Source organism: Pseudomonas matsuisoli (assembly GCF_014647635.1).
In the GTDB taxonomy this organism is placed as follows: domain Bacteria; phylum Pseudomonadota; class Gammaproteobacteria; order Pseudomonadales; family Pseudomonadaceae; genus Pseudomonas_P; species Pseudomonas_P matsuisoli.
This window is the reverse complement of record NZ_BMPO01000001.1, coordinates 273,045-296,597: the sequence shown is the minus strand read 5'-3', so window position 1 is coordinate 296,597 and position 23,553 is coordinate 273,045. Positions and strand designations below refer to the sequence as shown.

The 23,553-nt window shown below is 59.8% G+C and carries 23 protein-coding genes; 22 read left to right on the top strand and 1 reads right to left on the bottom strand.

All coding sequences use genetic code 11. The annotated features are described in order from the left end of the window. Nucleotides 1-3: 3 nt before the first annotated feature. The 15 genes from fliF to flhB all read left to right on the top strand — a co-directional run bounded on the left by fliF (nucleotide 4) and on the right by flhB (nucleotide 13,394). Nucleotides 4-1,800: a flagellar basal-body MS-ring/collar protein FliF gene (fliF, locus tag IEY47_RS01355; protein ID WP_188981339.1), complete on the top strand. Its 1,797-nt coding sequence runs from the start codon at nucleotides 4-6 to the stop codon at nucleotides 1,798-1,800. Next, nucleotides 1,793-2,809, top strand: a complete 1,017-nt coding sequence (fliG, locus tag IEY47_RS01350; RefSeq protein WP_188981338.1) for a flagellar motor switch protein FliG — start codon at nucleotides 1,793-1,795, stop codon at nucleotides 2,807-2,809. The genes fliF and fliG overlap by 8 nt, the downstream gene beginning before the upstream one ends. Further along, complete coding sequence (fliH, locus tag IEY47_RS01345; RefSeq protein ID WP_188981337.1) at nucleotides 2,809-3,588, top strand: flagellar assembly protein FliH; 780 nt, start codon at nucleotides 2,809-2,811, stop codon at nucleotides 3,586-3,588. The genes fliG and fliH overlap by 1 nt, the downstream gene beginning before the upstream one ends. Then, the gene (gene fliI / locus IEY47_RS01340) at nucleotides 3,578-4,933 is read left to right on the top strand and encodes a flagellar protein export ATPase FliI (protein WP_188981336.1); all 1,356 of its coding nucleotides are present in this window, start codon (nucleotides 3,578-3,580) and stop codon (nucleotides 4,931-4,933) included. Before fliH ends, fliI begins: the two co-directional genes overlap by 11 nt. Before the next feature lie 226 nt (nucleotides 4,934-5,159). Further along, on the top strand, nucleotides 5,160-5,615 hold the full coding sequence (gene fliJ, locus IEY47_RS01335; protein WP_188981335.1) for a flagellar export protein FliJ: 456 nt from the start codon (nucleotides 5,160-5,162) through the stop codon (nucleotides 5,613-5,615). Nucleotides 5,616-5,853: 238 nt separating this feature from the next. After that, a complete protein-coding gene (locus IEY47_RS01330) occupies nucleotides 5,854-6,204 on the top strand; it encodes an Hpt domain-containing protein (RefSeq protein ID WP_188981334.1) in 351 nt (116 codons plus the stop codon). 78 nt (nucleotides 6,205-6,282) lie between these two features. Further along, nucleotides 6,283-7,521: a flagellar hook-length control protein FliK gene (locus IEY47_RS01325; RefSeq protein ID WP_188981333.1), complete on the top strand. Its 1,239-nt coding sequence runs from the start codon at nucleotides 6,283-6,285 to the stop codon at nucleotides 7,519-7,521. 439 nt (nucleotides 7,522-7,960) lie between these two features. Continuing rightward, nucleotides 7,961-8,488, top strand: coding sequence for a flagellar basal body-associated protein FliL (fliL, locus tag IEY47_RS01320; RefSeq protein ID WP_188981332.1), 528 nt, complete (start codon nucleotides 7,961-7,963; stop codon nucleotides 8,486-8,488). A gap of 10 nt (nucleotides 8,489-8,498) precedes the next feature. Further along, nucleotides 8,499-9,467, top strand: coding sequence for a flagellar motor switch protein FliM (fliM, locus tag IEY47_RS01315; RefSeq protein ID WP_188981331.1), 969 nt, complete (start codon nucleotides 8,499-8,501; stop codon nucleotides 9,465-9,467). A 42-nt stretch (nucleotides 9,468-9,509) separates the two neighbouring features. After that, a complete protein-coding gene (gene fliN / locus IEY47_RS01310) occupies nucleotides 9,510-9,971 on the top strand; it encodes a flagellar motor switch protein FliN (protein WP_188981330.1) in 462 nt (153 codons plus the stop codon). Then, the gene (gene fliO / locus IEY47_RS01305) at nucleotides 9,971-10,408 is read left to right on the top strand and encodes a flagellar biosynthetic protein FliO (RefSeq protein ID WP_188981329.1); all 438 of its coding nucleotides are present in this window, start codon (nucleotides 9,971-9,973) and stop codon (nucleotides 10,406-10,408) included. Before fliN ends, fliO begins: the two co-directional genes overlap by 1 nt. Next, nucleotides 10,405-11,190 carry a flagellar type III secretion system pore protein FliP gene (gene fliP / locus IEY47_RS01300; protein WP_229779127.1) on the top strand — a complete coding sequence of 262 codons (786 nt, stop codon included), beginning with the start codon at nucleotides 10,405-10,407 and terminating at the stop codon, nucleotides 11,188-11,190. Before fliO ends, fliP begins: the two co-directional genes overlap by 4 nt. An 11-nt stretch (nucleotides 11,191-11,201) precedes the next feature. Beyond that, nucleotides 11,202-11,471, top strand: a complete 270-nt coding sequence (gene fliQ, locus IEY47_RS01295) for a flagellar biosynthesis protein FliQ (RefSeq protein ID WP_188981327.1) — start codon at nucleotides 11,202-11,204, stop codon at nucleotides 11,469-11,471. Further along, on the top strand, nucleotides 11,471-12,250 hold the full coding sequence (gene fliR, locus IEY47_RS01290; RefSeq protein WP_188981326.1) for a flagellar biosynthetic protein FliR: 780 nt from the start codon (nucleotides 11,471-11,473) through the stop codon (nucleotides 12,248-12,250). The genes fliQ and fliR overlap by 1 nt, the downstream gene beginning before the upstream one ends. A 7-nt stretch (nucleotides 12,251-12,257) precedes the next feature. Further along, nucleotides 12,258-13,394: a flagellar biosynthesis protein FlhB gene (gene flhB / locus IEY47_RS01285; protein ID WP_188981325.1), complete on the top strand. Its 1,137-nt coding sequence runs from the start codon at nucleotides 12,258-12,260 to the stop codon at nucleotides 13,392-13,394. 410 nt (nucleotides 13,395-13,804) lie between these two features. On the opposite strand, the gene sodC is transcribed toward flhB, so the two are convergent. After that, entirely contained in the window at nucleotides 13,805-14,329 is a 525-nt protein-coding gene (gene sodC, locus IEY47_RS01280; RefSeq protein ID WP_188981324.1) for a superoxide dismutase family protein, read from the bottom strand. 337 nt (nucleotides 14,330-14,666) lie between these two features. Between sodC and flhA the strand changes: the two genes are divergently transcribed. From flhA to IEY47_RS01245, 7 genes are all read left to right on the top strand, one after another. Then, on the top strand, nucleotides 14,667-16,754 hold the full coding sequence (gene flhA / locus IEY47_RS01275; protein WP_373293498.1) for a flagellar biosynthesis protein FlhA: 2,088 nt from the start codon (nucleotides 14,667-14,669) through the stop codon (nucleotides 16,752-16,754). Nucleotides 16,755-16,766: 12 nt separating this feature from the next. Continuing rightward, the gene (flhF, locus tag IEY47_RS01270) at nucleotides 16,767-18,086 is read left to right on the top strand and encodes a flagellar biosynthesis GTPase FlhF (protein WP_188981322.1); all 1,320 of its coding nucleotides are present in this window, start codon (nucleotides 16,767-16,769) and stop codon (nucleotides 18,084-18,086) included. Between the two features lie 75 nt (nucleotides 18,087-18,161). Then, a complete protein-coding gene (gene fleN, locus IEY47_RS01265) occupies nucleotides 18,162-18,983 on the top strand; it encodes a flagellar synthesis regulator FleN (RefSeq protein ID WP_188981321.1) in 822 nt (273 codons plus the stop codon). Nucleotides 18,984-18,987: 4 nt separating this feature from the next. Then, complete coding sequence (gene fliA, locus IEY47_RS01260) at nucleotides 18,988-19,731, top strand: RNA polymerase sigma factor FliA (protein WP_188981320.1); 744 nt, start codon at nucleotides 18,988-18,990, stop codon at nucleotides 19,729-19,731. A 216-nt stretch (nucleotides 19,732-19,947) separates the two neighbouring features. After that, nucleotides 19,948-20,322: a chemotaxis response regulator CheY gene (locus IEY47_RS01255; RefSeq protein WP_188981319.1), complete on the top strand. Its 375-nt coding sequence runs from the start codon at nucleotides 19,948-19,950 to the stop codon at nucleotides 20,320-20,322. Nucleotides 20,323-20,341: 19 nt separating this feature from the next. After that, nucleotides 20,342-21,130 carry a protein phosphatase CheZ gene (locus tag IEY47_RS01250; RefSeq protein WP_188981318.1) on the top strand — a complete coding sequence of 263 codons (789 nt, stop codon included), beginning with the start codon at nucleotides 20,342-20,344 and terminating at the stop codon, nucleotides 21,128-21,130. An 81-nt stretch (nucleotides 21,131-21,211) separates the two neighbouring features. After that, the gene (locus tag IEY47_RS01245) at nucleotides 21,212-23,485 is read left to right on the top strand and encodes a chemotaxis protein CheA (RefSeq protein ID WP_188981317.1); all 2,274 of its coding nucleotides are present in this window, start codon (nucleotides 21,212-21,214) and stop codon (nucleotides 23,483-23,485) included. The last annotated feature ends 68 nt before the right edge of the window (nucleotides 23,486-23,553 follow it).

The following is a 23,553-nucleotide window of genomic DNA, read 5'->3' as shown; positions in this document are numbered from 1 at the left end:
ACGATGGAAGCTGTCGTTGACAATGTTCCGGCCAAAGCCGGAGATGCCGCGCCGAAGAAACCGCTGCTTGGGCTGGCGTTCCTGGAAAACCTGTCCCAGATGACCATGCTCCGCCAGGTCGGCCTGCTGGTCGGTCTTGCGGCGAGCGTCGCGATCGGCTTTGCCGTCGTGCTCTGGTCGCAGCAGGCGGATTACCGTCCGCTCTACACCAGCCTCAGCGGTATGGACGCCAAGCAGATCGTTTCGACGCTGACCACGGCTGGCATCGATTACAAGGTCGACCCGAACTCCGGCGCGTTGCTGGTCAAGGCGGATGACTTCGGTCGTGCGCAGCTGAAGATGGCTGAAGCGGGCGTTGCGCCTACCGACGGTAACATCGGTTTCGAGATCCTCGATCAGGAGCAAGGCCTGGGCACCAGCCAGTTCATGGAAGCGACTCGCTACCGTCGCGGTCTGGAAGGCGAGCTGGCGCGCACCATCTCTGCGGTCAACAACGTCAAAGGCGCTCGTGTTCACCTCGCCATGCCGAAGAGCTCCGTCTTCGTCCGTGACGATCGCAAGCCGAGCGCTTCGGTGCTGGTCGAACTGTACCCGGGCCGTACGCTGGAGCCTAGCCAGGTGATGGCGATCATCAACCTCGTCGCGACTAGCGTGCCGGAACTCGACAAGAGCCAAGTCACCATCGTCGACCAGAAAGGCGAGCTGCTCTCCGATCAGCAGAGCCTTTCCGAGATGAGCATGGCCGGCAAGCAGTTTGACTACACTCGTCGTATGGAAGGCATGTTCACCCAGCGTGTACAGAACATCCTGTCGCCGGTGTTGGGTAACGGTCGCTACAAGGCTGAAGTGTCTGCGGATGTCGACTTCAACGCGGTCGAATCGACCTCGGAAATGTTCAACCCTGATCAGGCTGCACTGCGCAGTGAGCAGACTGTCAGCGAGCAACGTTCCAGCGGCCAATCGGCCGGTGGCATTCCGGGGGCGCTGAGCAACCAACCTCCGGGTGCTGCTACCGCGCCGCAACAGGCAGGTCAGGCTGCACCGGCTCCTGAGGGTCCGATTGCTGCAGGTCGTCCGCTGCTCGACTCGAACGGTCAGCAAATCATGGACCCAGCCACTGGCCAACCGATGCTGGCGCCGTATCCGGCTGACAAGCGGGAGCAAGCCACCAAGAACTATGAGATCGATCGGTCGATCAGTTATACAAAGCAGCAACAGGGTCGCCTGCGTCGGCTTTCCGTCGCGGTGGTACTGGATGACCAGATGAAGCTCGACGCCAATGGCCAGGTTTCGCACCAGCCTTGGACTAACGAAGACATCGCACGCTTCACCCGTCTGGTACAGGACGCAGTAGGGTTCGATGCAAGCCGTGGTGATAGCGTCAGCGTGATCAACGCGCCGTTCGCGCCGCTGGCAAATGAAGTGATCGAACTGCCTTGGTATCAGACCGAGTGGTTCCAGATGGTAGTCTCGGGTCTGAAGCAACTGTTCCCGGTACTGCTGATCCTGATCCTGGTGCTGTTCGTACTGCGCCCGATGATTAACAACATCAGCGGCGGTGGTAAGAGCAAGGAATTGGCGGTTGCGGGTGGTGTAGGTGGTATCGGCGCGCTGGGCGCGGCCGGTCTGGACGGCGAGCTGAGCGATGACCGCGTGAGCCTGGGTGGCCCGCAAAGCATCCTGCTGCCGAGCCCGAGCGAAGGCTATGATGCACAACTCAACGCCATCAAGAGCTTGGTGGCCGAAGATCCGGGCCGTGTGGCTCAGGTCGTAAAAGATTGGATCAACGACGATGAGTGATAATCGCGCTGCAGCCAAAATGAGCAAGACTGAGAAAGCCGCCATCCTGCTGCTTTCTCTCGGTGAGAGCGACGCCGCGCAGGTGCTGCGTCACCTCGGGCCGAAGGAAGTACAGAAGGTCGGCGTGGCGATGTCGCAGATGCGCAACATCCAGCGGCCGCAGATCGAACAGGTAATGGGCGAGTTCGTCGACGTTGTCGGCGACCAGACCAGTTTGGGCCTGGGTTCGGATGGTTACATCCGCAAGATGCTTACCCAGGCGCTGGGTGAAGATAAAGCGGGCAACCTGATCGATCGCATCCTGCTGGGCGGCAACACCAGTGGCCTCGACAGCCTGAAGTGGATGGAGCCGCGCGCGGTAGCGGATGTGATTCGTTACGAGCACCCACAGATCCAGGCGATCGTCGTGGCGTATCTCGATCCGGACCAGGCTGGCGAAGTGCTCAGCCACTTCGATCACAAGGTGCGGTTGGACATCATCCTGCGCGTCTCGTCGTTGAACACTGTGCAGCCGGCAGCATTGAAGGAGTTGAATCTGATCCTCGAGAAGCAGTTCTCGGGCAGTGCCAGCCAGTCGCGTACCTCCATGGGCGGCGTCAAGCGCGCGGCAGATATCATGAACTTCCTCGACAGTACGTCCGAGGGGGCTTTGATGAACGCGATCCGCGATGTCGATGCGGACCTGTCGTCGCAGATCGAAGACCTGATGTTCGTGTTCGACAACCTGTCGGACGTCGACGACCGTGGCATTCAGGCTCTGATGCGCGAAGTTTCTTCGGATGTCCTCGTGCTCGCGCTGAAAGGCGCGGACGACGGTATCAAAGAGAAGTTTTTCAAGAACATGTCCAAGCGTGCTGCCGAACTGTTGCGCGACGACCTCGAAGCCAAGGGGCCGGTTCGTGTCAGCGAAGTGGAAGGCGCGCAGAAGGAAATCCTCACCATTGCACGGCGCATGGCTGAAGCCGGCGAAATCGTACTCGGTGGGAAGGGCGGCGAAGAGATGGTCTGATGGCGGATAAAGACAATCCGAGCGAGCTGATACGCGGCGGTCAGGTCAGCCGCTTCGACTTGTGGTCCCTGCCAAGCTTCGATGGCTCGGACGACAGTGTCGTGGAGGTGGCGAAGCCGGACGAGGCGAACGCCGAGCCCGAGTTGCCTGCGGCCGAAGGAATACCGGTCGAAGAGGTCCAGCCGATCACGCTGGAAGAGTTGGAAGCGATCCGTCAGGACGCTTACAACGAAGGCCTGGCGATCGGTGAGAAGGACGGCTATCACGCCGGCCAGCTCAAGGCCAAAGCCGAGAACGACGCGTATCTGGGGGAGATGCTCCAGCGTATGGAGCGCCTGATGCAGCATCTGTTCGATCCCATCGCGGAGCAGGACAGGGATTTGGAGAAGGCGATGGTCGGCCTGGTGGAGCACATCAGTCGACAGGTCATCCAGCGCGAGCTGACGATGGACTCCAGCCAGTTGAGTCACGTTGTTCGCGAGGCTTTGAAACTGTTGCCGATGGGGGCCGAGAACGTACGCATCCTCGTCAATCCACAGGATTTCGAGCTGGTGAAAGCCCTGCGCGAGCGCCATGACGAGAAGTGGCGGATTCTCGAGGACGAGACGATGCTGCCCGGGGGCTGCCGGGTAGAAACCGAACACAGCCGTATCGACGCCACGGTGGAAACGCGTCTGGCGCAGGCGCTGACGCAGATGTTCGAGCAGCAGCGCGAGCAAGCGACGCAGCCGTTGCCGCCGGACACCGAAGTCGATCTGGATATGCCTAATGCGCCTTGAACGCACGAGTTTCGCCAGGCGTCTGAGTGGCTACACGGACGCCATCGATCTGCCGCGCTTGCCGATCGTAGAAGGGCGGTTGTTGCGGATGGTTGGGTTAACGCTCGAAGCCGAAGGGTTACGCGCACCGCTGGGCAGCCGCTGCTTGGTCATCAACGACGATAACTACCATCCGGTGCAGGTCGAGGCCGAGGTAATGGGCTTTGCTAGCGGCAAACTCTATTTGATGCCGACAGGAAGCCTGGTTGGCCTTGCGCCGGGTGCTCGCGTCGTTCCCATCCCTGATACCGGACGCTTGCCCATGGGCATGAGCATGCTCGGCCGTGTGCTCGATGGTGCGGGGCAAGCGTTAGATGGCAAAGGCCGTATGCGCGCCGAGGATTGGGTGCCGATGGACGGCCCGACGATCAACCCGCTCAAACGTAACCCTATTCATGAGCCGCTCGATGTCGGCATTCGCAGCATCAACGGTTTGTTGACGGTCGGCCGCGGACAGCGGATCGGCCTGTTCGCCGGTACCGGTGTCGGTAAATCCGTTCTGCTTGGCATGATGACGCGTTTCACCGAGGCGGAAATCATCATTGTCGGCCTGATCGGCGAGCGGGGCCGTGAGGTTCAGGAGTTCATCGAGGGCATTCTGGGCGAGGAGGGTATCAAGCGCTCCGTCGTCGTGGCGTCGCCTGCGGATGACGCGCCGTTGATGCGTTTGCGTGCGGCGCAGTACTGCACGCGTATCGCGGAGTACTTTCGTGACAAGGGCAAGAACGTCCTGTTGCTGATGGATTCGCTCACCCGTTATGCCCAGGCTCAGCGGGAAATTGCATTGGCCATTGGCGAGCCGCCGGCGACCAAGGGCTATCCGCCATCGGTGTTCGCGAAGTTGCCGAAGCTGGTGGAGCGTGCAGGGAATGCGGAAAAGGGCGGTGGCTCGATTACTGCCTTCTATACCGTGCTTTCCGAGGGCGACGATCAGCAGGATCCGATTGCTGACTCCGCTCGTGGCGTACTCGATGGGCACATCGTACTGTCGCGCCGCTTGGCGGAAGAAGGGCATTACCCGGCCATCGATATCGAAGCGTCCATTAGCCGGGTCATGCCGCAGGTAGTGACGCAGGAACATTTGCGTGGTTCGCAGCGCTTCAAGCAGCTGTGGTCTCGCTATCAACAGAGCCGCGACCTGATCAGCGTGGGCGCCTATGTGGCCGGCGGTGATCCAGAGACCGACTTCGCCATCGCTAAACAACCGGCGATGGCGGCATTTCTGCGGCAGCGGCTGGATGAGAGCGAGCCGCTGGCCGAGAGCGCTGCACGGCTGCAGGCGGTGATTGTGGCGGGTAATGGGTAAGATTTGTGGTTACTCAACACTGCTATAGACGCAGTAAGAGAGGCGCGCACAGCCCCCTGTAGGGGCGGGCAAGCTGTTCGCAGCCCGGCTCGCTTCTACAATGACGCTATATGCAGTTCCGTAGGGCGGGTGTAACCCGCGTGGAAATGCCTGAACAGCCGCGGGTTGCACCCGCTCTACAGAAATCGTTTCTCAGCTTCTGAACACAGGTAATCCTAAGGCCCCTATGTCCACCAGCCGCGCCGCGCGTCTCAAGCCCGTCATCGAAATGGCCGAAAAGGCCGAGCGAGATGCTGCGCGTCAGCTCGGTGCCGTCCAGACACAGCTGCTGCAAGCGGAGGGCAAACTGGGCGATCTACAACGCTACTGCGCGGATTATCAGAACCAGATGGTGGCGCAGGGGCAGCAAGGTGTCTCAGGCCAATGGCTGATGAACTACCAGCGCTTTCTCTCCCAGCTTGATACCGCCATCGCGCAGCAACAGCGAAACGTGGATTGGCACCGCGGCAACGCAGACAAGGTTCGTACTACTTGGCAAGAACGGTACGCCCGACTCGAGGGGCTGCGGAAACTGGTGGAGCGTTACCTGTATGAAGCACGAATGGCCGAAGACCGCCGTGAGCAGCGCCAACTGGACGAACTCGCCGCCCGGCTGACAGCGCGCAAAAACGAAAGTACGTAGCGCTGCCGGGTCATGTAGGGCGGGTGCAGCCCGCGGTACCGAAAAGCCGCTTGTTCCACCCTCTCTACAGAACGCGTAGACCTGCGTCTCTGCCCCAAACACCATGTCGTCGCTTGAAACCAAACACGCTACCTTGGACGTGGCGCGCTAGACGCTGCGACGGCATAATTGCGTGTTCGTTTTCAGCCTTCTTGCCGATGAAGCGACCCTCGGCAGCGCGGCATACCATGGAGAAGCCATGTCCAACCTTCCGCACCTCGACAGTAACGTGCTGGTGACACTGATCGACGTCATGGAGGACGAATACCCCGTGCTGCTCGAGACTTTCATCGCGGACTCGGACGAGCGCGCGCGGATGCTGTCAGCGGTCGGTGATGAACCGGACACATTGCGCCGCGCGGCCCATAGCTTCAAGGGCAGTTGCAGCAACATGGGGGCCTCGCTGCTGGCCGATCTTTGCCGTCAACTCGAAGACGCCTGCCGTGAGTTTCGTATGGAAGAGGCAAGCCTCTTGGTCGAGCAGATTCAACGGGAATATGCGGTGGTGAAGATTCTCTTCAAGGCAGAGCTCCAGCGCTACCGCTTCTAAAACACTCTCCGTCTTTGTCATTGGCCTGCCGCTTGCATCGTCGTTCAGGAACCACTCGATTTCTGGCGGAGATGACAGATGCCAGTTGGACCCGATCTTTTACTTCAAACCACGCCGGATATCGCAACCAAAGCAGCGCCCAAAGCAGCTGCCAAGCCTGCGGAGCCAAGCAGTGGCGGCGCTTCCAGCTTTTCCAAGGTGTACAAGGAAAGCCAGGCCAAACCTGCCGAAAGCAATAGCCCTGCGGCCAAAGGCGGCCGAGACAGGCCCGAAGTTGCCAAGGTCGACAATGCGGAGTCGGCGCCTGACGTAGACTCCGCCATGCCAGTCGTTGCCGAAGACGGCAACGCGTTGCCGCCTTCAGATGAAGCGCCTCCGGAAGAGGGAACACTCGATCCCTTGATGCTGTTCGGTCTGTTCGACGGTTCGGCCAATGCTGCCGTGCCTGTCGGGGAATTGACGCCTGCGCCGTTTACGCCAGGTACGAACTTCCCGACTGAGGTCGATCAGGGCAATCTGGAAGCAGACATCGACGTATTGGGATCGCTAGGCGGACGCGCGCCAAGCGTGCCGGTCGCACAAACGTTGGGAACGGCGACACTCGACACCACCGCAGATCAACCGACAGCTGACGATGGCTTTAGCGAGGCGCTGAAGAACGTCGGTGAGCAACTGGTTGCCGCCGGCGAAGAATCCGCTGATACATCGCTCGACAGTTTGGAGATCGCCCTGCCCGAAGGGGCTGCCGATACCAAGACCGCCGATTTGCGCAGTGACCAATTCGTCTCTCGTTTGAATGCATTGAGCCAAGCGGTTTCGCAGCAGGCTGGGCAAGTCGATCGCGCGGCGCAGCTGGTCCCCGGTCAGCCAGTGGCTATGAATCAAAACGGCTGGACCGAGGCGGTGGTCGATCGCGTGATGTGGCTTTCCAGCCAGAGCCTGAAATCTGCGGAGATACAGCTGAACCCGCAGGAATTGGGCCGTATGGAAGTGCGTATCCAGATGGATCAGGATCAAACCCAAGTCACCTTCGCGTCCGCCAATGCAGCGGTTCGAGATACGTTGGAAGGGCAAATGCACCGGCTCCGGGAGATGTTCTCGCAGCAGGGCATGAACCAGGTCGACGTGAACGTTTCCGACCAGTCAATGAACCGAGGCTGGCAGGGGCAGCAAGCGCAGGCGGACTCTGGACAGGGACGGCGCGGTGGTTCGGGCAACGGTTCGGCAGGCGAGGGGGATGTCGATGTCACACCTATTGGCGAAGCCATTTCTACCCCGCTGAAGGCAGGACGAGGTCTAGTGGATTACTACGCCTGATTCGCTTCAGCGACCTTAGGATCAGGGCCTTACAGGCTTTTGTGGAAGCAGCCTATGCCCGCGATTGGTGGTGTCACGATCGCGGGCATGGCTGGTCGCAGCTCGGCCCCTCCCACAATGGATGTCACTTACCTATCCAGACCAGCACTACCGGTTCTTTTGCGGTTCCCTCTCTGGGTCTATCTAGGGTAGGGGCGACTTCAGTCGCCTTGGCGGCTAAAGCCGCCCCTACAGAGAATGTCGCTCTAGCTAGAACGAGTTCAGCAAGGCGCGCGTCCGCCTCTTAACTCGCCTATCCTGAACCTCACCCACGCTCGTTGACGTGACATCTGTCGATCGTGCTGTTATATCGGCACCCGCAAATCGCCCGCGCTTGGCATAACGCTTGCTCGTACCCGCTCAGCTTCACATCTTCTTCGTATAACGACGGAATATTGGCATGGCAAAGAAAGCTCCTCCGCCCGCTCCGACTTCTGACGACGGCGCTCCGCCTAAGAAAAGCAAGCTCAAGCTAATCATCATCGCGGTCGTCGCTGCGTTGCTGTTGATCGGAACGTCAGTTGGCGTCACCCTGTTTTTCCTAGGGGGCAAGAGTGAGGACGCAGCGCATGAGGCTGAGCACACGGAAGCGGCTACTCCGGCCAAGGCCGCCGCGATCTATGAAGAGCTGACGCCGGCATTCGTCGTGAATTTCACCTATCAGGGGCGGCAGCGGTATATGCAGGTCAGCGTTGCCTTGATGGGCCGCGATAAAGCCGACATGGATGCGTTGAAGGCGCAGATGCCTGTATTGCGTAACCGTCTCGTGATGCTGTTTTCCGGGCAGGATTTCGAAGGCTTGATGAAACCGCTGGGCAAGGACATGTTGCGCCAGCAGGCCACCGCCGCTATTCAGGAAATTGCCCAGAAAGAAATGGGCAAGCCTGTTGTCGAACAGGTGCTGTTCACCAATTTCGTATTGCAATAGGACACGTGGAATGGCTGTTCAAGACCTGTTATCCCAGGACGAGATCGACGCGCTGCTGCACGGTGTCGACGACGGCCTGGTGGAAACCGAGACCGACAGCGAGCCGGGTACGGCAAAAAACTATGACCTGACCAGTCAGGATCGCATTGTCCGGGGCCGCATGCCGACCCTGGAGATGATCAACGAACGCTTTGCGCGCTACACGCGAATCAGCATGTTCAACCTGTTGCGTCGTTCGGCGGACGTTGCCGTTGGCGGTGTGCAGGTAATGAAGTTCGGTGAGTACGTGCATTCGCTGTACGTGCCGACCAGCCTGAACCTGGTGAAGATGAAACCGCTACGGGGAACCGGGCTGTTCATTCTCGACGCCAAACTGGTGTTCAAGCTCGTCGACAATTTCTTTGGCGGCGATGGCCGTCACGCCAAGATCGAGGGCCGCGAATTCACCCCGACCGAATTGCGGGTGGTCCGGATGGTGCTGGATCAGGCGTTCAAGGATATGAAGGAGGCGTGGCATGCGGTCATGGACGTCAACTTCGAGTACATCAATTCCGAGGTGAACCCAGCGTTGGCGAACATCGTCAGCCCGAGTGAAGTGGTCGTCGTGTCGACGTTTCACATCGAGCTCGATGGCGGTGGCGGTGATTTGCACGTGACCTTGCCTTACGGAATGATCGAGCCGATTCGCGAGATGCTCGATGCTGGCTTCCAGTCCGACGTCGACGATCAGGACGAACGCTGGATAAAGGCGCTGCGCGAGGACATTCTCGACGTCAATGTGCCTGTGGGTACGACCATCGTGCGCCGTCAGCTCAAGTTGCGGGACATCCTCAATATGCAGCCGGGGGATGTCATTCCGGTGGAGCTTCCGGAGGAAATGTTCATGCGCGCCAACGGCGTTCCGGCCTTTAAGGTCAAGTTGGGCGCGCACAAGGGCAATCTCGCTCTACAGATTCTCGAACCCGTAGGCCGCCGCTGACGGCGCCCGGGATCCATTACGTAAAGGCCGTCGAGGGCAGGTATGGCAGACGAAAAAGAAACATCCGCGGAAGAGCAGGCGTTGGCCGATGAATGGGCCGCCGCGCTTTCTGAGGCGGGCGATGCGTCGCAGGACGATATCGATGCACTGATGAATCAGGGCATGTCCGCGCCGCTAGCGCCAAAAGCGCCTATCGAAGAATTCGGTCACGCCCCCAAACACGGTGGCCCCGTCAGCCTGGATGGCCCAAACTTGGACGTCATCCTCGATATCCCGGTCTCCATCTCCATGGAAGTTGGCAGCACCGATATTAGTATCCGAAACCTGCTACAGCTGAATCAGGGCTCGGTCGTCGAACTGGATCGGCTTGCGGGCGAGCCCTTGGATGTCCTGGTGAACGGCACGCTGATCGCACATGGCGAAGTCGTGGTCGTCAACGAAAAATTCGGCATACGGCTGACTGATGTCATCAGCCCGAGCGAACGCATCAAGAAGCTACGCTGATGAAACGTCTCTTCGCAGGGCTTCTCATGCTGGCGACGTTGCCTGCCTGGGCTCAGCAGGCGGCCACGCCAGCGCAATCGGCCACGGTCACTGGCGGTACGTTCGGTGGCCAGTTCGCGCAACTCGCGCTTGGTTTGCTGCTCGTCATCGCCTTGATTTTCGGTTTGGCTTGGCTCGTGCGCCGGATGCAGCAGGTCGGGCCGAAAAGTGGTCGGGCCATCAAGCTCGTGTCGAGTCAGGCCCTGGGACCGCGGGACCGGCTGGTGCTTGTGCAAGTCGGTAACGAGCAGATCTTGCTGGGTATGACGCCCGGTCATATCACGCCGTTGCACGTATTGAAAGAGCCTGTTCCAACCACGGACAGCGAGCCCGCCACGCCTGAATTTGCCCAGCGCCTCAGCGAAATGCTGAGCAGGGAACGCAAGGAAAAGGATTGATGCGCATATTGCTGCTGGCCTTTGCGCTGTTGCTGGCGCCGCTGGCGTTCGGTCAGGAGCCAAGCCCGAACAACCCGTTGATTGGACCTGGCAGCAACCCGCTGTCGGTCCCGGCCATCACGCTTTCCACCAATCCTGAAGGTCAGCAGGAATACTCGGTCAGCCTGCAGATCCTGATGATCATGACGGCGCTGAGCTTCATTCCGGCGTTCCTCATGCTGATGACGAGCTTCACGCGGATCATCATCGTCTTTTCGATCCTGCGTCAGGCGCTGGGCCTGCAACAGACGCCCTCGAACCAGATTCTTGTCGGCATCGCTCTGTTCTTGACGATGTTCATCATGGCGCCCGTGTTCGATCGCATCAATCAGGATGCCTTGCAGCCCTACCTGAATGAGCAACTGGGACCGACCGAGGCGTTGGAGCGTGCGGAGGGGCCGATTCGATCCTTCATGCTGGCGCAGACCCGTGAGAGCGACCTGGAGCTGTTCGTGCGACTGTCCAAGCGGACGGATATCGCCAGTGCGGAAACGACCCCGCTGCACATCCTCATTCCGGCGTTCGTCACGTCCGAGCTCAAGACGGCGTTTCAGATCGGCTTCATGATCTTCATTCCGTTTCTCATCATCGACATGGTGGTGTCGAGCGTGCTGATGGCCATGGGGATGATGATGCTGTCGCCGTTGATCATCTCGTTGCCGTTCAAAATCATGCTGTTCGTCTTGGTGGATGGCTGGGGGCTGATCATCGGTACGCTTGCCGCCAGCTTCGGAACGCTATAGGAGCGCGCCTCATGACACCCGAAGTCGCCATCGATTTGTTCCGAGAGGCCTTGTGGCTGACGTGTGTGATCGTGGGTGTGCTCGTCGTGCCGAGTCTGATCGTCGGCCTCATCGTTGCTGTGTTCCAGGCGGCAACGCAGATCAACGAGCAGACCTTGAGCTTCCTGCCACGGCTGCTCGCGATGCTGGTCACGTTGATCTGGGCGGGGCCATGGCTTACACGTGAGCTCATGGAATACATCCAGACGCTCTACCAGAACATTCCCTACGTGATCGGCTGATGCTGGAGCTATCCGACGCGCAGATCGGCGGCTGGGTCGCCAGCTTCCTGTTGCCGTTGTTTCGTGTGGGCGCCTTGTTGATGGTCATGCCGGTGATCGGGACCGCTATCGTATCGACCCGCGTCCGACTGTTTCTGACGATCGCTATCACGCTTGCCATCGTGCCGGTGCTGCCGCCATCACCCGAATTCGATGCGCTCAGCCTGCAAGGGCTGTTGTACATCGCGCAGGAAATTCTGATCGGTGCGGTCATGGGCTTCAGCCTGCAGTTGTTCTTTCACCTGTTCGTCGTAGCAGGGCAAATCATCGCGATTCAAATGGGCCTTGGCTTCGCCTCGATGATCGACCCAACGAACGGTATCTCCGTCCCGGTGATCGGTCAGTTCCTCACGATGCTGACGACTTTGCTGTTCTTTTCCATGAACGGTCACCTCGTGGTCTTCGAAGTGCTGGTGGAAAGCTTCACAACAATGCCCAGCGGAAACGGCGGTTTGCTGACGGACCAGTTTTGGTTGCTCGCCAATCGCTTGGGCTGGGTGATGGGCGCAGGGCTTCTTGTGGCGCTACCGGCGATTACGGCGTTATTGGTCATTAACATCGCGTTCGGTGTCATGACGCGAGCTGCGCCGCAGTTGAACATTTTCTCGATTGGTTTTCCGATGACGCTCGTGATGGGCATGATCATCTTCTGGATCGGTATGGCGGACATCCTTTCTCAGTACCAGCGGTTTTCGTCCGAAGCGCTGAGCTGGTTGGGTGAGCTCGTCCGGGCAAGGTAGGTAGCTCATGGCTGAAAGCGAAAGCGGCGCCGATAAAAGCGAAGAACCCACAGAAAAGCGCAAAAAGGACACGCGCGAGAAAGGGCAGATCGCGCGATCCAAAGAGCTGAGTACGTTGGCCGTCGTGCTGGCGGGTGCAGGTGGGCTCATCGCGTTCGGTGGCGGGTTGGCCGAAATGATGATGACGGTCATGCGTCTCAGCTTTGAGTTGCCGCGTGAATCGCTGCTGGAAACGCGTTTCATGATCCAGGCGCTGATGGCAGCGGGCGAGCTTGCACTGCGGGCAACGCTGCCACTGCTCGTGTTGCTGTTGGTGGCGTCATTGCTTGGCCCGCTAGGCATCGGCGGGTTCTTGTTTTCCGGCAGTTCCTTGGCGCCCAAATTCAGCAAGATGAATCCTGCTGCGGGCCTCAAGCGGATGTTTTCCCAGCATGCATTGGTCGAGCTGCTCAAGGCGATCGGTAAGTTTGCGCTGATCCTGATGGTCGCGATCTATGTGTTGCGGTCGGATCAGGACGATCTGCTGGCCATCGCCCATGAGCCGCTTGAGAACGCCATCCTGCACAGTATCCAGATCGTGGGTTGGAGCACCTTGATCATGGGCTGCGGGCTGATCCTGATCGCTGCCGTGGACGTGCCGTTCCAACTGCACAGCCACAAGCAGAAGCTGATGATGACGAAGCAGGAAGTCCGCGACGAATACAAGGACAGTGAGGGCAAGCCCGAGGTCAAGGGCAAGATCCGCCAGTTGCAGCGCCAGGCAGCCGAGCGACGCATGATGCAAGCGGTGCCGCAGGCCGATGTGATCATTACCAACCCGACCCACTTTGCCGTGGCGCTCAAGTACGACAACGAGAAAGGTGGCGCGCCGGTGCTCGTGGCGAAGGGTGGCGATTTCGTGGCGTTCAAGATTCGAGAGATTGCCCAGGAACACAAGGTCACGCTGCTGGAGTCACCGGCGTTGGCGCGTTCGGTGTTCTATTCCACGGAGCTCGATCAGGAAATCCCCGCCGGTCTTTACCTTGCCGTCGCTCAGGTGTTGGCTTACGTCTATCAATTGCGCCAGTTCCAGGCCGGGAAAGGCAAACGTCCTGCTCCGCTGAAGAACCTGCCGATTCCACCCGATTTGCGCCGCGACGAGTAGAGCAGCGGCGCGTATGCCCGAGCCTGTAGGAGCCCATTTATGGGCGATCAGGTCCGCCAGCTTGCTTGGTGTCGTCTGGCATGGCGCGATCGCCCATAAATGGGCTCCTACAAGGGCGCAGTGTTACGCAGATGGATTCACGAGTTGTTTGATCTAATAGGAGCTAGCCTTGCTGGCGATCGGGCTAGGCGGCCGACTCGGTAGTGCCTGACGCAACGCGATCGCCAGCAAGCTGGCTCCTACAACAGCCCGGCATTACGTAGGCGAATGGTGGATCGTTTGATCCTGTAGGAGCCCACTTGTGGGCGATCGCATTATGTCGGGCAACACCGAGCAGGCTACTGGCCCTGATCGCCCACAAGCTGACCGCAGCCCGGTGGGCTCCTACAGAAGGCGAGACCATCGTCTAGCTACTTAATCACCCCGCACGCGACCCGTCCGGCGCCGCCGCCCAGCGGTTTGGGATGGTCGGAATGGTTGTCGCCACCCGCATGTACCATCATCGCCAATCCTTCGATTTCGTCGAGGCCCTTGATGCGTGGTGCGAGCACGGGTTGAGTCGCTTTGCCGTCGGCGGTCACGAACAAGGCCGGCAAGTCGCCCTTGTGGCCGTCGCCCCAGGGGAAATCGTGCTTGCCGGTTTTCTCCGGGTCCCAATGGCCGCCAGCGGCGCCAGCGGCGGTTGGCTTGCCATCCACGTCGGCAGGTTCGCAGCTGCCTTTGGCGTGGATGTGAAACCCGTGAACGCCCGGCTCCATTTTTTCCAGGTGGGGGGTGAAGACCAGCCCATAGTCAGTAGCGTGAATGGTAACGGTGCCGACAGCCGCGCCGACGCCTTTGGCGTCGACGGCATTCAGCGTGACTTCTTTATCGGCAGCCTGCGCGTTCAAGGCCAGTGCGGAGCAGCCCGCAAGGGCGATCATCCATTTCTTCATTACCGTTTTCCTTCTGTTGAGCTCAGTCTTTTCTGACTAGCCACGGCGCCTCCAGTTCGCGAATCATTCTCAGAGCCAGTTCAGACCTGCCGTGTTAAACCCAAGCTGGAGCGCCAGTTCGATCGGCCCGCTCATTTTCGACTCGCACGCCACTCGCTCGCGAGGCCATGGACAGGCTCTCATGGCATTGATCTACACATATTTTTAGAGTTGGACGGTTTCTTGCAAAACCCTCGTCGCGAGACGCTCAGGCGTCAAAAGATCGTTCAGCGGCGTCGCCGCGCGAGGAGAGACAGTGAACCGAAGCCTAACGATAGGGAATGTACGTGCCGGTGCCATGACCATGGGTCGCGGCAACCTTGGCATCCCGCTGTTAGTGTTGATGTTGCTCGGCATGATGACCCTGCCGATGCCGACGTTCCTGCTCGACCTCTTCTTTACCTTCAACATCGCACTGTCCATCGTGGTGCTGCTGGTGGCGGTTTACGCGCTGCGGCCCTTGGATTTCGCGGTGTTCCCGACGATTTTGCTCGTCGCGACCTTGATGCGTCTGGCGCTGAACATCGCGTCGACTCGTGTCGTCTTGCTGCATGGTCAGGAAGGCCATGACGCAGCCGGTTATGTGATCCAGGCGTTCGGTGAAGTGGTGATCGGCGGCAACTACGTCGTCGGTGTCGTGGTGTTCGCGATCCTCATGATCATCAACTTCGTCGTAGTCACCAAGGGTGCTGGCCGTATCGCCGAGGTGAGCGCACGCTTCACCCTCGACGCCATGCCTGGTAAGCAGATGGCGATCGACGCCGACCTCAACGCTGGTTTGATCGATCAGGACACCGCGAAGACTCGACGTGCCGACGTTGCCCAGGAAGCCGACTTCTACGGTTCCATGGACGGTGCGAGCAAGTTCGTCCGTGGTGACGCGATCGCTGGCCTGTTGATCATGTTCGTGACCCTGCTCGGCGGTATGGGCATCGGCATGATCCAGTACAGCCTGTCGTTCGGCGACGCTGCCAAGATCTATGCCTTGCTCGTCATCGGTGACGGCCTCGTCGCTCAGATTCCTTCGCTGCTGCTCTCGGTTGCCGCCGCGATCATGGTGACCCGCGTATCGTCTGCCGAAGACATGGGTCAACAGGTCAATCGCCAGATTTTCGCCTCGCCTAAAGCGTTGGCCGTTGCTTCGTCGATCCTGCTGGTGATGGGGGCCGTGCCTGGCATGCCGCACCTGCCGTTCATGGGCCTTGGTGCTCTGGCCGCTGGCGGCGCTTGGATGATCTGGAAGCGTCAGCAGAAGAAAGAAGTTGAAACCAAGCAACTCGAAGCACAGAAGCAACAGCAGGAACTGCTGCCGGCGCAACGCGCGCAGGAAACCAAAGAACTGGGCTGGGACGACGTTACGCCGGTTGACCTGGTTGGTCTGGAAGTCGGCTACCGCCTGATTCCGCTGGTGGATCGCAACCAAGGCGGCCAGCTGCTCGCTCGCATCAAAGGTGTTCGCAAGAAGTTGTCGCAGGAAATGGGCTTCCTGATGCCGTCGGTACACATCCGCGACAACCTCGACCTGCAACCGAACGCCTATCGCTTGACGCTAATGGGCGTGAGCCTGGCGGAAGCCGAGGTGTATCCAGATCGCGAACTGGCGATCAACCCTGGCCAGGTATTCGGCACCCTCAACGGCATCGCCGCCAAGGATCCGGCGTTCGGCCTGGAAGCGGTATGGATCGAAGTGCATCAGCGTGACCAGGCGCAGTCGCTCGGTTACACGGTGGTTGACGCGAGTACTGTCGTCGCGACGCACTTGAACCAAGTTCTGCACAAGCATGCTCACGAGCTGTTGGGCCATGAAGAAGTCCAGCAATTGATGCAATTGCTGGCGAAAAGCTCGCCGAAGCTGGCCGAAGAACTGGTGCCGGGCATGGTGTCGCTTTCAACCCTGCTCAAGGTACTTCAGGCGCTGTTGCAGGAGCAGGTACCGGTTCGCGACATTCGGACCATCGCTGAGGCCATCGCGAACGTCTCCGCGCGGAGTCAAGATCCCGCCGCGATGGTAGCTGCGGTACGTGTCGCGTTGTCTCGCTCGATCGTGCAAACCGTTGTGGGACTAGAGCCGGAGCTGCCTGTGATCACGCTAGACCCGCGTTTGGAACAGATATTGCTCAGTAGCTTGCAGAGAGCCGGACAGGGTACCGAGGATGGAATCCTCCTCGAGCCCGGAATGGCAGAGAAGTTGCAACGGTCCCTGGTAGATGCAGCTCAGCGTCAAGAAATGTTCGGTAAGCCAGCGGTTCTGCTGGTAGCCGGTCCGGTCCGAGCGATGCTTTCCCGCTTCGCTCGACTGGCAGTCCCGAACATCCATGTGCTGGCGTATCAGGAAATCCCGGACAACAAGCAAGTCACCATTGTCGCCACTGTGGGACAGAACTGAGGTCAATAGGCCATGCAAGTCAAACGTTTCTTCGCCGCCGATATGCGTACCGCCATGAAGCTGGTTCGTGATGAACTGGGCGCCGATGCCGCCATCATCGGCAACCGCAAGGTTGCGGGAGGCGTTGAACTGACGGCCGCCATCGATTACCAGATGCCAGCGCAACCGGCGAAGCCGAACGCGGCGCTGGAAGCCGAACTGCGCAAGACGCAGGCGAAGATCGCCAGCGCTCATGCTGAGCTGTCGCAGCGCGAAGAAGGTACCGTGAAGGACCGCCAGCTGTTCGCCAACGAATCACTGATCGCACCCGAGCTTCCGGCTTCGATGGTCGCGGCGGTTCCGGTCGCCAAGGCGCAGCCGGCCCAGGCGCCAGCACCTGTTGCGGCTGCATCCGACACGCGCGCCCTCGACGCCATGCGTAGCGAACTGAATGGCCTGCGCGAGTTGCTGGAAATGCAGTTGGGCTCCTTTGCCTGGAGCCAGACCCAGAACATGCGTCCGCAGCAGGCGAGCCTCTGGCGCCGCTTGCAGCGCATGGGCTTGCCCGCCGAATTGGCGCGTCGCCTGCTGGAGAAAGTGGCGCATGTCGCTGATGCGCGCAAATCCTGGCGCCTGGTTCTGGCGTACCTCGCTCAGGGCATTCGCACGACCGAGCAGGAACCCTTGGAAGAGGGCGGTGTGATTGCGCTCGTCGGGCCGGCAGGTTCCGGTAAAACGACTACGCTTGCAAAGCTTGCGGCGCGCTACGTGCTGAAGTACGGCTCGCAAAATATTGCCATCGTCAGCATGGACAGTTTCCGTATCGGTGCTCAGGAGCAGCTCAAGACGCTCGGCCGTATCCTTAATGTTCCGGTGGTTCAGGTCGATCCGGGCGTATCGTTGGTGCAGACCATTGCGCCGTTGATGAAGAAGCGTGTCGTCTTGATCGATACCGCTGGTCTCCCGGCGAACGATCCGGCACTGCGTTTGCAACTGGAGTCATTAGCGAGTCGGAAAATTAACGCTCGCAACTACTTGGTCCTGGCGGCTACTAGCCAGAGCCAAGTGCTGAAAGCGGCGTATCACGGTTACAAGCGGTGTGGGTTGGCAGGTTGCATTCTGACTAAGCTGGATGAAGCAGGAAGTCTCGGCGAGATTTTGGCGCTGGCAATTGGACACCAGCTGCCGGTAGCCTACGTCACCGATGGACCAAAGATTCCCGATGACATCCAGCTTCCCAAGCCTCACCAGCTGGTCAGCCGTGCGGTAAGTCTGCAAAGCGATGTGGAGCCCAGTGAAGATGTGATGGCCGAGATGTTCTCCGGCCTCTACTCCGGGCGCCGCGCCGGGTAAACGTCGGTCGACACGAACGAAACGACAGCCTCTCAGGAGTGCTGTGCTACACACCGGACATAGGTAAGCAAAACCATGGGCATGCACCCTGTACAGGTCATCGCGGTAACTGGCGGAAAGGGCGGGGTCGGTAAGACCAACGTATCCGTCAATCTTTCCTTGGCGCTGGCCGATCTGGGCCGTCGCGTCATGTTGCTCGATGCCGACTTGGGGCTGGCCAACGTCGACGTGCTGCTGGGCCTTGCGCCTAAGCGCACGCTCGCGGACGTCATCAACGGGGAGTGCGACCTGCGCGACGTACTGCTGCAAGGTCCGGGAGGCATCCGCATCGTGCCGGCCGCCTCGGGTACGCAAAGCATGGTGCAGCTTTCGCCGATGCAGCACGCCGGCCTGATCCAGGCGTTCAGCGAAATCAGCGAGAACCTCGATGTTCTGGTCATCGATACCGCGGCCGGTATTGGCGATGCCGTCGTGAGCTTCGTGCGCGCGGCACAAGAAGTGCTAGTCGTCGTATGCGACGAGCCAACGTCGATCACCGACGCCTACGCGCTCATTAAATTGCTGAATCGCGACTTCGGCATGAATCGCTTCCGCGTGCTGGCCAACATGGCCCACAGCCCGCAGGAAGGTCGCAATCTGTTTGCTAAGCTGACCAAGGTCACGGACCGCTTTCTGGACGTGGCGCTGCAGTACGTGGGAGCAGTTCCCTACGATGAATCGGTACGCAAGGCGGTGCAGAAACAACGGGCCGTTTATGAAGCCTTTCCTCGTTCGAAATGCGCCCTGGCGTTCAAGTCGATCGCCCAGAAGGTCGACAGTTGGCCGCTCCCGGCCAACCCACGCGGTCATCTGGAGTTCTTCGTCGAACGTCTCGTCCAACAACCCGTAGCGGGCTAATCCCATGTCAGCAGCCAGTGGACTTCGTATGTACAGCAAAGCTTCGGCGAAGGATTCGCAGCATCAGCTCATCGAGCGTTATTCGCCGCTGGTCAAGCGGATTGCCTACCACCTGCTGGCCCGTCTGCCAGCCAGCGTGCAGGTCGAGGACCTGATGCAGGCCGGCATGATCGGCCTGCTCGAAGCGGCCAAGAAGTACGACGCGGGCAAGGGCGCAAGTTTTGAGACCTACGCCGGTATTCGCATCCGCGGGGCGATGCTCGACGAAGTCCGCAAGGGCGACTGGGCGCCGCGCTCGGTGCATCGCAATAGCCGCATGGTCAGCGATGCCATTCGCGCCGTTGAAGCAAGAACCGGCCGCGACGCTAAAGATCAGGAAGTTGCTGCCGAATTGAATATGAGCCTCGAGGAGTATTACTCGATTCTCAGCGATACCCAGGGCAGCCGTCTGTTCAGCTTCGACGACCTGCTACAGGAAGGCGAATTCAGTGACGACGAGGACCATGGCACGACTCATCATGGCCCGTCGCGTGATCTGGAAGACGAACGCTTCCAGGGGGCATTGGCCAACGCCATCGCCAACCTCCCGGAGCGTGAGCGCCTGGTGCTGGCCCTGTACTACGACGAGGAACTCAACCTCAAGGAGATCGGTGAAGTGCTGGGTGTCAGCGAGTCCCGCGTGAGTCAGCTCCATAGCCAATGTGCAGCGCGTCTGCGTTCGCGTTTGGGTGAGTGGCGCTCGCGCTAGTCGGGAATGATTGCCGGGCGGGTCGGTTGAACGTGTTTTCGTCGGCCGGCCCGTTGTCGATGTAGGGAATGAAGATTGACGGCGCCCATAGCAAGGGGCGCCGTGTGTTTGCAAGGACGAGCTGGCTGCGTTCAGCCTGTTCCGCGATAGAATGACGCAGCCCGACATGACTACGGGCTTAACGGCGACTGTACGGAGGCCGCATTGGACAAGAACATGAAGATTCTCATCGTGGACGATTTCTCCACGATGAGACGTATCATCAAGAACCTGCTGCGTGATCTTGGTTTCACCAATACCGCGGAAGCGGACGATGGCACCACCGCTTTGCCGATGCTGCAAAGCGGCAACTTCGATTTCCTCGTGACCGACTGGAATATGCCGGGAATGACCGGTATCGATCTCCTGCGCGCCGTGCGGGCGGATGACCGGCTCAAGCAATTGCCGGTGCTTATGGTGACTGCGGAGGCAAAGCGCGACCAGATCATCGAGGCCGCTCAGGCCGGGGTGAATGGCTACGTCGTCAAGCCATTCACGGCGCAGGTTCTCAAAGAAAAGATCGACAAGATCTTCGAGCGGGTCAACGGCTGATCCTGGCCGCGAGGGCGTCATGGCAAAGAATGATTCAGAGACGGGCGATTTCGAGTCGACCCTGAAGCAGCATGCGCGCGAGCTGGTGTCGAGCCTGGAATCAGGCAATTTCGGCGAAGCCGTTCACTTAATTCATCAGCTCGATCAGGCCCGCGACCTACACGTGTATCGTGAAGTCGGGAAGTTGACGCGTGAGCTGCACAACGCGATTGTCGGTTTGCAAATCGACAGCCCCGGTGAGCATGGCAAGGAGCTTTCGCAGATATCCGATGCCACCGATCGGCTTTCTTACGTCGTGCAGATGACCGAAAAAGCCGCGAACCGGACCATGGATCTGGTGGAAGAGAGCGCTCCGCTAGTGAACTACATCAGCTACGAATCCCAGAGCCTCATGGTGGATTGGCAGCGTTTCATGCGGCGCGAAATGAGCGCTGATGAATTCCGCGAGCTCGCTAAGCGTATCGAGACTTATCTGTCCCGTGGTTTGCAGGACAGCGACCAGCTGTCTAAGAACCTTAACGAGATATTGCTCGCGCAGGATTTCCAGGATCTGACCGGACAGGTGATCAAGCGCGTGACGCAACTGATCACGACCGTCGAGAGCGATTTGCTCAAGCTGATGCTTATGGCCAGTAAGGTGGACCGCTATGCCGGCATCCGCCATGAACCGGTCACTCCTGAAGAAACACCGGCGAAGCAAAAAAAATCATCTCAGGGTGAAGGTCCGCAGATTCATGCCGATAAACGGGAAGATGTCGTTTCCAATCAGGATGACGTCGACGACCTGTTGTCCAGCCTCGGCTTCTGACGAACTGGCTCGCTGAATCGACGCCGGAGCGGCGCTCGAATAACGAACGATCATGGCGATACGCCCTTAGGGAGCACACGAATGAGCTTCGACGCCGATGAAGAAATCCTCCAGGACTTCCTGGTAGAGGCCGGCGAGATCCTTGAACTCCTGTCCGAGCAGCTGGTTGAGCTGGAAAGCCGTCCGGACGATATGGATTTGCTCAATGCAATCTTCCGTGGCTTCCACACCGTCAAGGGCGGCGCAGGCTTCCTGCAGCTGAACGCGCTGGTCGAGTGCTGCCATATCGCGGAAAACGTGTTCGACATCTTGCGCAAAGGCGAACGCCGCGTGGATGCCGAGTTGATGGATGTGGTGCTCCAGGCACTGGATACCGTCAATGAAATGTTCAGCCAGGTTCGTGAGCGGCGTGATCCCGTTCCCGCGTCGCCAGCGTTGCTGGCTGCGTTGTCGCGTCTTGCCGAGCCGGCCGGAAACGAACCGGCGCCGGTAGTCGTGGACGAGCCTCAACCCGAAGCGCCTGCCGAGCAGATTTCCGATTCCGAATTCGAAGCGCTGATGGGAGCGATGGGCGAGGTGCCCGCGCCGCCCGCGGCCGACAGTGTGACCGCGGCCAGCGGCGATGAAATCACCGACGACGAATTTGAAGCGTTGCTCGATCAGTTGCACGGCAAAGGCAAGTTCGAATCGCCTGCTGCTGCAGCGCCGGTGAGCCCGCCTGCGCCAGCGCCCGCCAGCGCGCCTGCTTCGGGTGGTGATGAAATCACCGATGATGAATTCGAAGCATTGCTCGATCAGCTGCATGGCAAGGGCCAGTTCAGCACCCCTAGTGAGGCCGCCGCGCCAGCGCCTGCGTCGACGCCGGCACCGGTACCGGCATCGGCCAATGCGTCCAGCGATGAAATCACGGACGACGAATTCGAAGCGCTGCTGGATCAGTTACACGGCAAGGGCAAGTTCGAAGCGCCTGCGGCGCCATCGGTCGCTGCCGCGCCAGCCCCCGCCGCGGCTGCTAAACCAGCGTCGCCGCCACCCGCTGCGCCGAAGCCTGCTACGCCGCCCCCCGCGGCTGCTAAACCGGCGCCAGCGCCTGTGAGCAAGCCTGCCCCAGCCCCCGTGCCAAAAGCCGCTGAGCCGGTCAAAGCTGCATCGCCTGCGTCTGCCGGCGAAAAGCCGGTCGCCAGTGAAGCCGAAACCACCGTGCGGGTAGACACGGCGCGTCTCGACGAAATCATGAACATGGTGGGTGAGCTGGTATTGGTGCGTAACCGTCTGGTGCGGCTCGGTCTCAACAGTGGCGACGAAGCCATGTCGAAGGCCGTTTCCAACCTGGACGTGGTTACCGCGGACCTGCAAACGTCAGTCATGAAGACACGTATGCAGCCGATCAAGAAGGTCTTTGGTCGTTTCCCGCGTCTGGTTCGCGACTTGGCTCGCAACCTGAAGAAAGAGATCAACCTGGAGCTGGTGGGTGAGGAGACCGATCTCGACAAGAACCTCGTCGAGGCGCTGGCCGACCCACTGGTGCACTTGGTGCGTAATGCCGTCGACCACGGTGTCGAGTCGCCGGACGAGCGCGAGGCCGCAGGTAAATCCCGCACGGGCCGCGTTGTCTTGTCTGCCGAGCAAGAGGGTGACCACATCCTGTTGATGATCACCGACGACGGCAAGGGAATGGACGCTGCGGTGCTCAAGTCCAAGGCCGTCGAGAAAGGGTTGCTGGACAAGGACGCGGCGGATCGTCTGACCGATCTGGAAGCCTACAACCTGATCTTCGCGCCGGGCTTTTCGACCAAGACTGAAATTTCCGATGTTTCCGGTCGCGGTGTCGGCATGGACGTGGTGAAGACGAAGATCACCCAGCTCAACGGCACGGTGAACGTCTTCTCGCAAAAGGGGCAAGGTTCGCGCATCGTCATCAAGGTGCCGCTTACCCTCGCCATCATGCCTACACTGATGGTCATGCTGGCGGATCAGGCATTCGCCTTCCCGCTGGTGAACGTGAACGAGATATTCCACCTGGACCTGTCGCGCACCAACGTCGTCGACGGTCAGGAAGTCGTGATCGTACGGGACAAGGCGCTGCCGTTGTTCTACCTCAAGCGCTGGCTGGTCAAGGCCGCAGGTCACGAGGAGCAACGGGAGGGGCATGTCGTCATCCTGTCGGTCGGAACGCAACGGATCGGTTTCGTCGTCGATCAACTGGTTGGCCAGGAAGAAGTGGTCATCAAACCACTGGGCAAAATGCTCCAGGGGACGCCGGGGATGTCAGGTGCAACGATCACCGGTGATGGCCGAATCGCGTTGATCCTGGACGTACCCAGCATGCTCAAGCACTACGCGCGACGCGTCTGACGCCGCGCGGGCAATACTAAATGGCCGTTAGGCCGCGCCGCGCCTAGTGCGCGGTCAGTCAGGAGTGC

Excerpts from the sequence above, each read along its gene's own strand:
- fliF (WP_188981339.1), top strand. The coding sequence starts at position 4 with ATGGAAGCTGTCGTTGACAATGTTCCGGCCAAAGCCGGAGATGCCGCG.
- fliG (WP_188981338.1), top strand. The coding sequence starts at position 1,793 with ATGAGTGATAATCGCGCTGCAGCCAAAATGAGCAAGACTGAGAAAGCC.
- fliH (WP_188981337.1), top strand. The coding sequence starts at position 2,809 with ATGGCGGATAAAGACAATCCGAGCGAGCTGATACGCGGCGGTCAGGTC.
- fliI (WP_188981336.1), top strand. The coding sequence starts at position 3,578 with ATGCGCCTTGAACGCACGAGTTTCGCCAGGCGTCTGAGTGGCTACACG.
- fliJ (WP_188981335.1), top strand. The coding sequence starts at position 5,160 with ATGTCCACCAGCCGCGCCGCGCGTCTCAAGCCCGTCATCGAAATGGCC.
- IEY47_RS01330 (WP_188981334.1), top strand. The coding sequence starts at position 5,854 with ATGTCCAACCTTCCGCACCTCGACAGTAACGTGCTGGTGACACTGATC.
- IEY47_RS01325 (WP_188981333.1), top strand. The coding sequence starts at position 6,283 with ATGCCAGTTGGACCCGATCTTTTACTTCAAACCACGCCGGATATCGCA.
- fliL (WP_188981332.1), top strand. The coding sequence starts at position 7,961 with ATGGCAAAGAAAGCTCCTCCGCCCGCTCCGACTTCTGACGACGGCGCT.
- fliM (WP_188981331.1), top strand. The coding sequence starts at position 8,499 with ATGGCTGTTCAAGACCTGTTATCCCAGGACGAGATCGACGCGCTGCTG.
- fliN (WP_188981330.1), top strand. The coding sequence starts at position 9,510 with ATGGCAGACGAAAAAGAAACATCCGCGGAAGAGCAGGCGTTGGCCGAT.
- fliO (WP_188981329.1), top strand. The coding sequence starts at position 9,971 with ATGAAACGTCTCTTCGCAGGGCTTCTCATGCTGGCGACGTTGCCTGCC.
- fliQ (WP_188981327.1), top strand. The coding sequence starts at position 11,202 with ATGACACCCGAAGTCGCCATCGATTTGTTCCGAGAGGCCTTGTGGCTG.
- fliR (WP_188981326.1), top strand. The coding sequence starts at position 11,471 with ATGCTGGAGCTATCCGACGCGCAGATCGGCGGCTGGGTCGCCAGCTTC.
- flhB (WP_188981325.1), top strand. The coding sequence starts at position 12,258 with ATGGCTGAAAGCGAAAGCGGCGCCGATAAAAGCGAAGAACCCACAGAA.
- sodC (WP_188981324.1), bottom strand. The coding sequence starts at position 14,329 with ATGAAGAAATGGATGATCGCCCTTGCGGGCTGCTCCGCACTGGCCTTG.
- flhA (WP_373293498.1), top strand. The coding sequence starts at position 14,667 with ATGACCATGGGTCGCGGCAACCTTGGCATCCCGCTGTTAGTGTTGATG.
- flhF (WP_188981322.1), top strand. The coding sequence starts at position 16,767 with ATGCAAGTCAAACGTTTCTTCGCCGCCGATATGCGTACCGCCATGAAG.
- fleN (WP_188981321.1), top strand. The coding sequence starts at position 18,162 with ATGGGCATGCACCCTGTACAGGTCATCGCGGTAACTGGCGGAAAGGGC.
- fliA (WP_188981320.1), top strand. The coding sequence starts at position 18,988 with ATGTCAGCAGCCAGTGGACTTCGTATGTACAGCAAAGCTTCGGCGAAG.
- IEY47_RS01255 (WP_188981319.1), top strand. The coding sequence starts at position 19,948 with ATGAAGATTCTCATCGTGGACGATTTCTCCACGATGAGACGTATCATC.
- IEY47_RS01250 (WP_188981318.1), top strand. The coding sequence starts at position 20,342 with ATGGCAAAGAATGATTCAGAGACGGGCGATTTCGAGTCGACCCTGAAG.
- IEY47_RS01245 (WP_188981317.1), top strand. The coding sequence starts at position 21,212 with ATGAGCTTCGACGCCGATGAAGAAATCCTCCAGGACTTCCTGGTAGAG.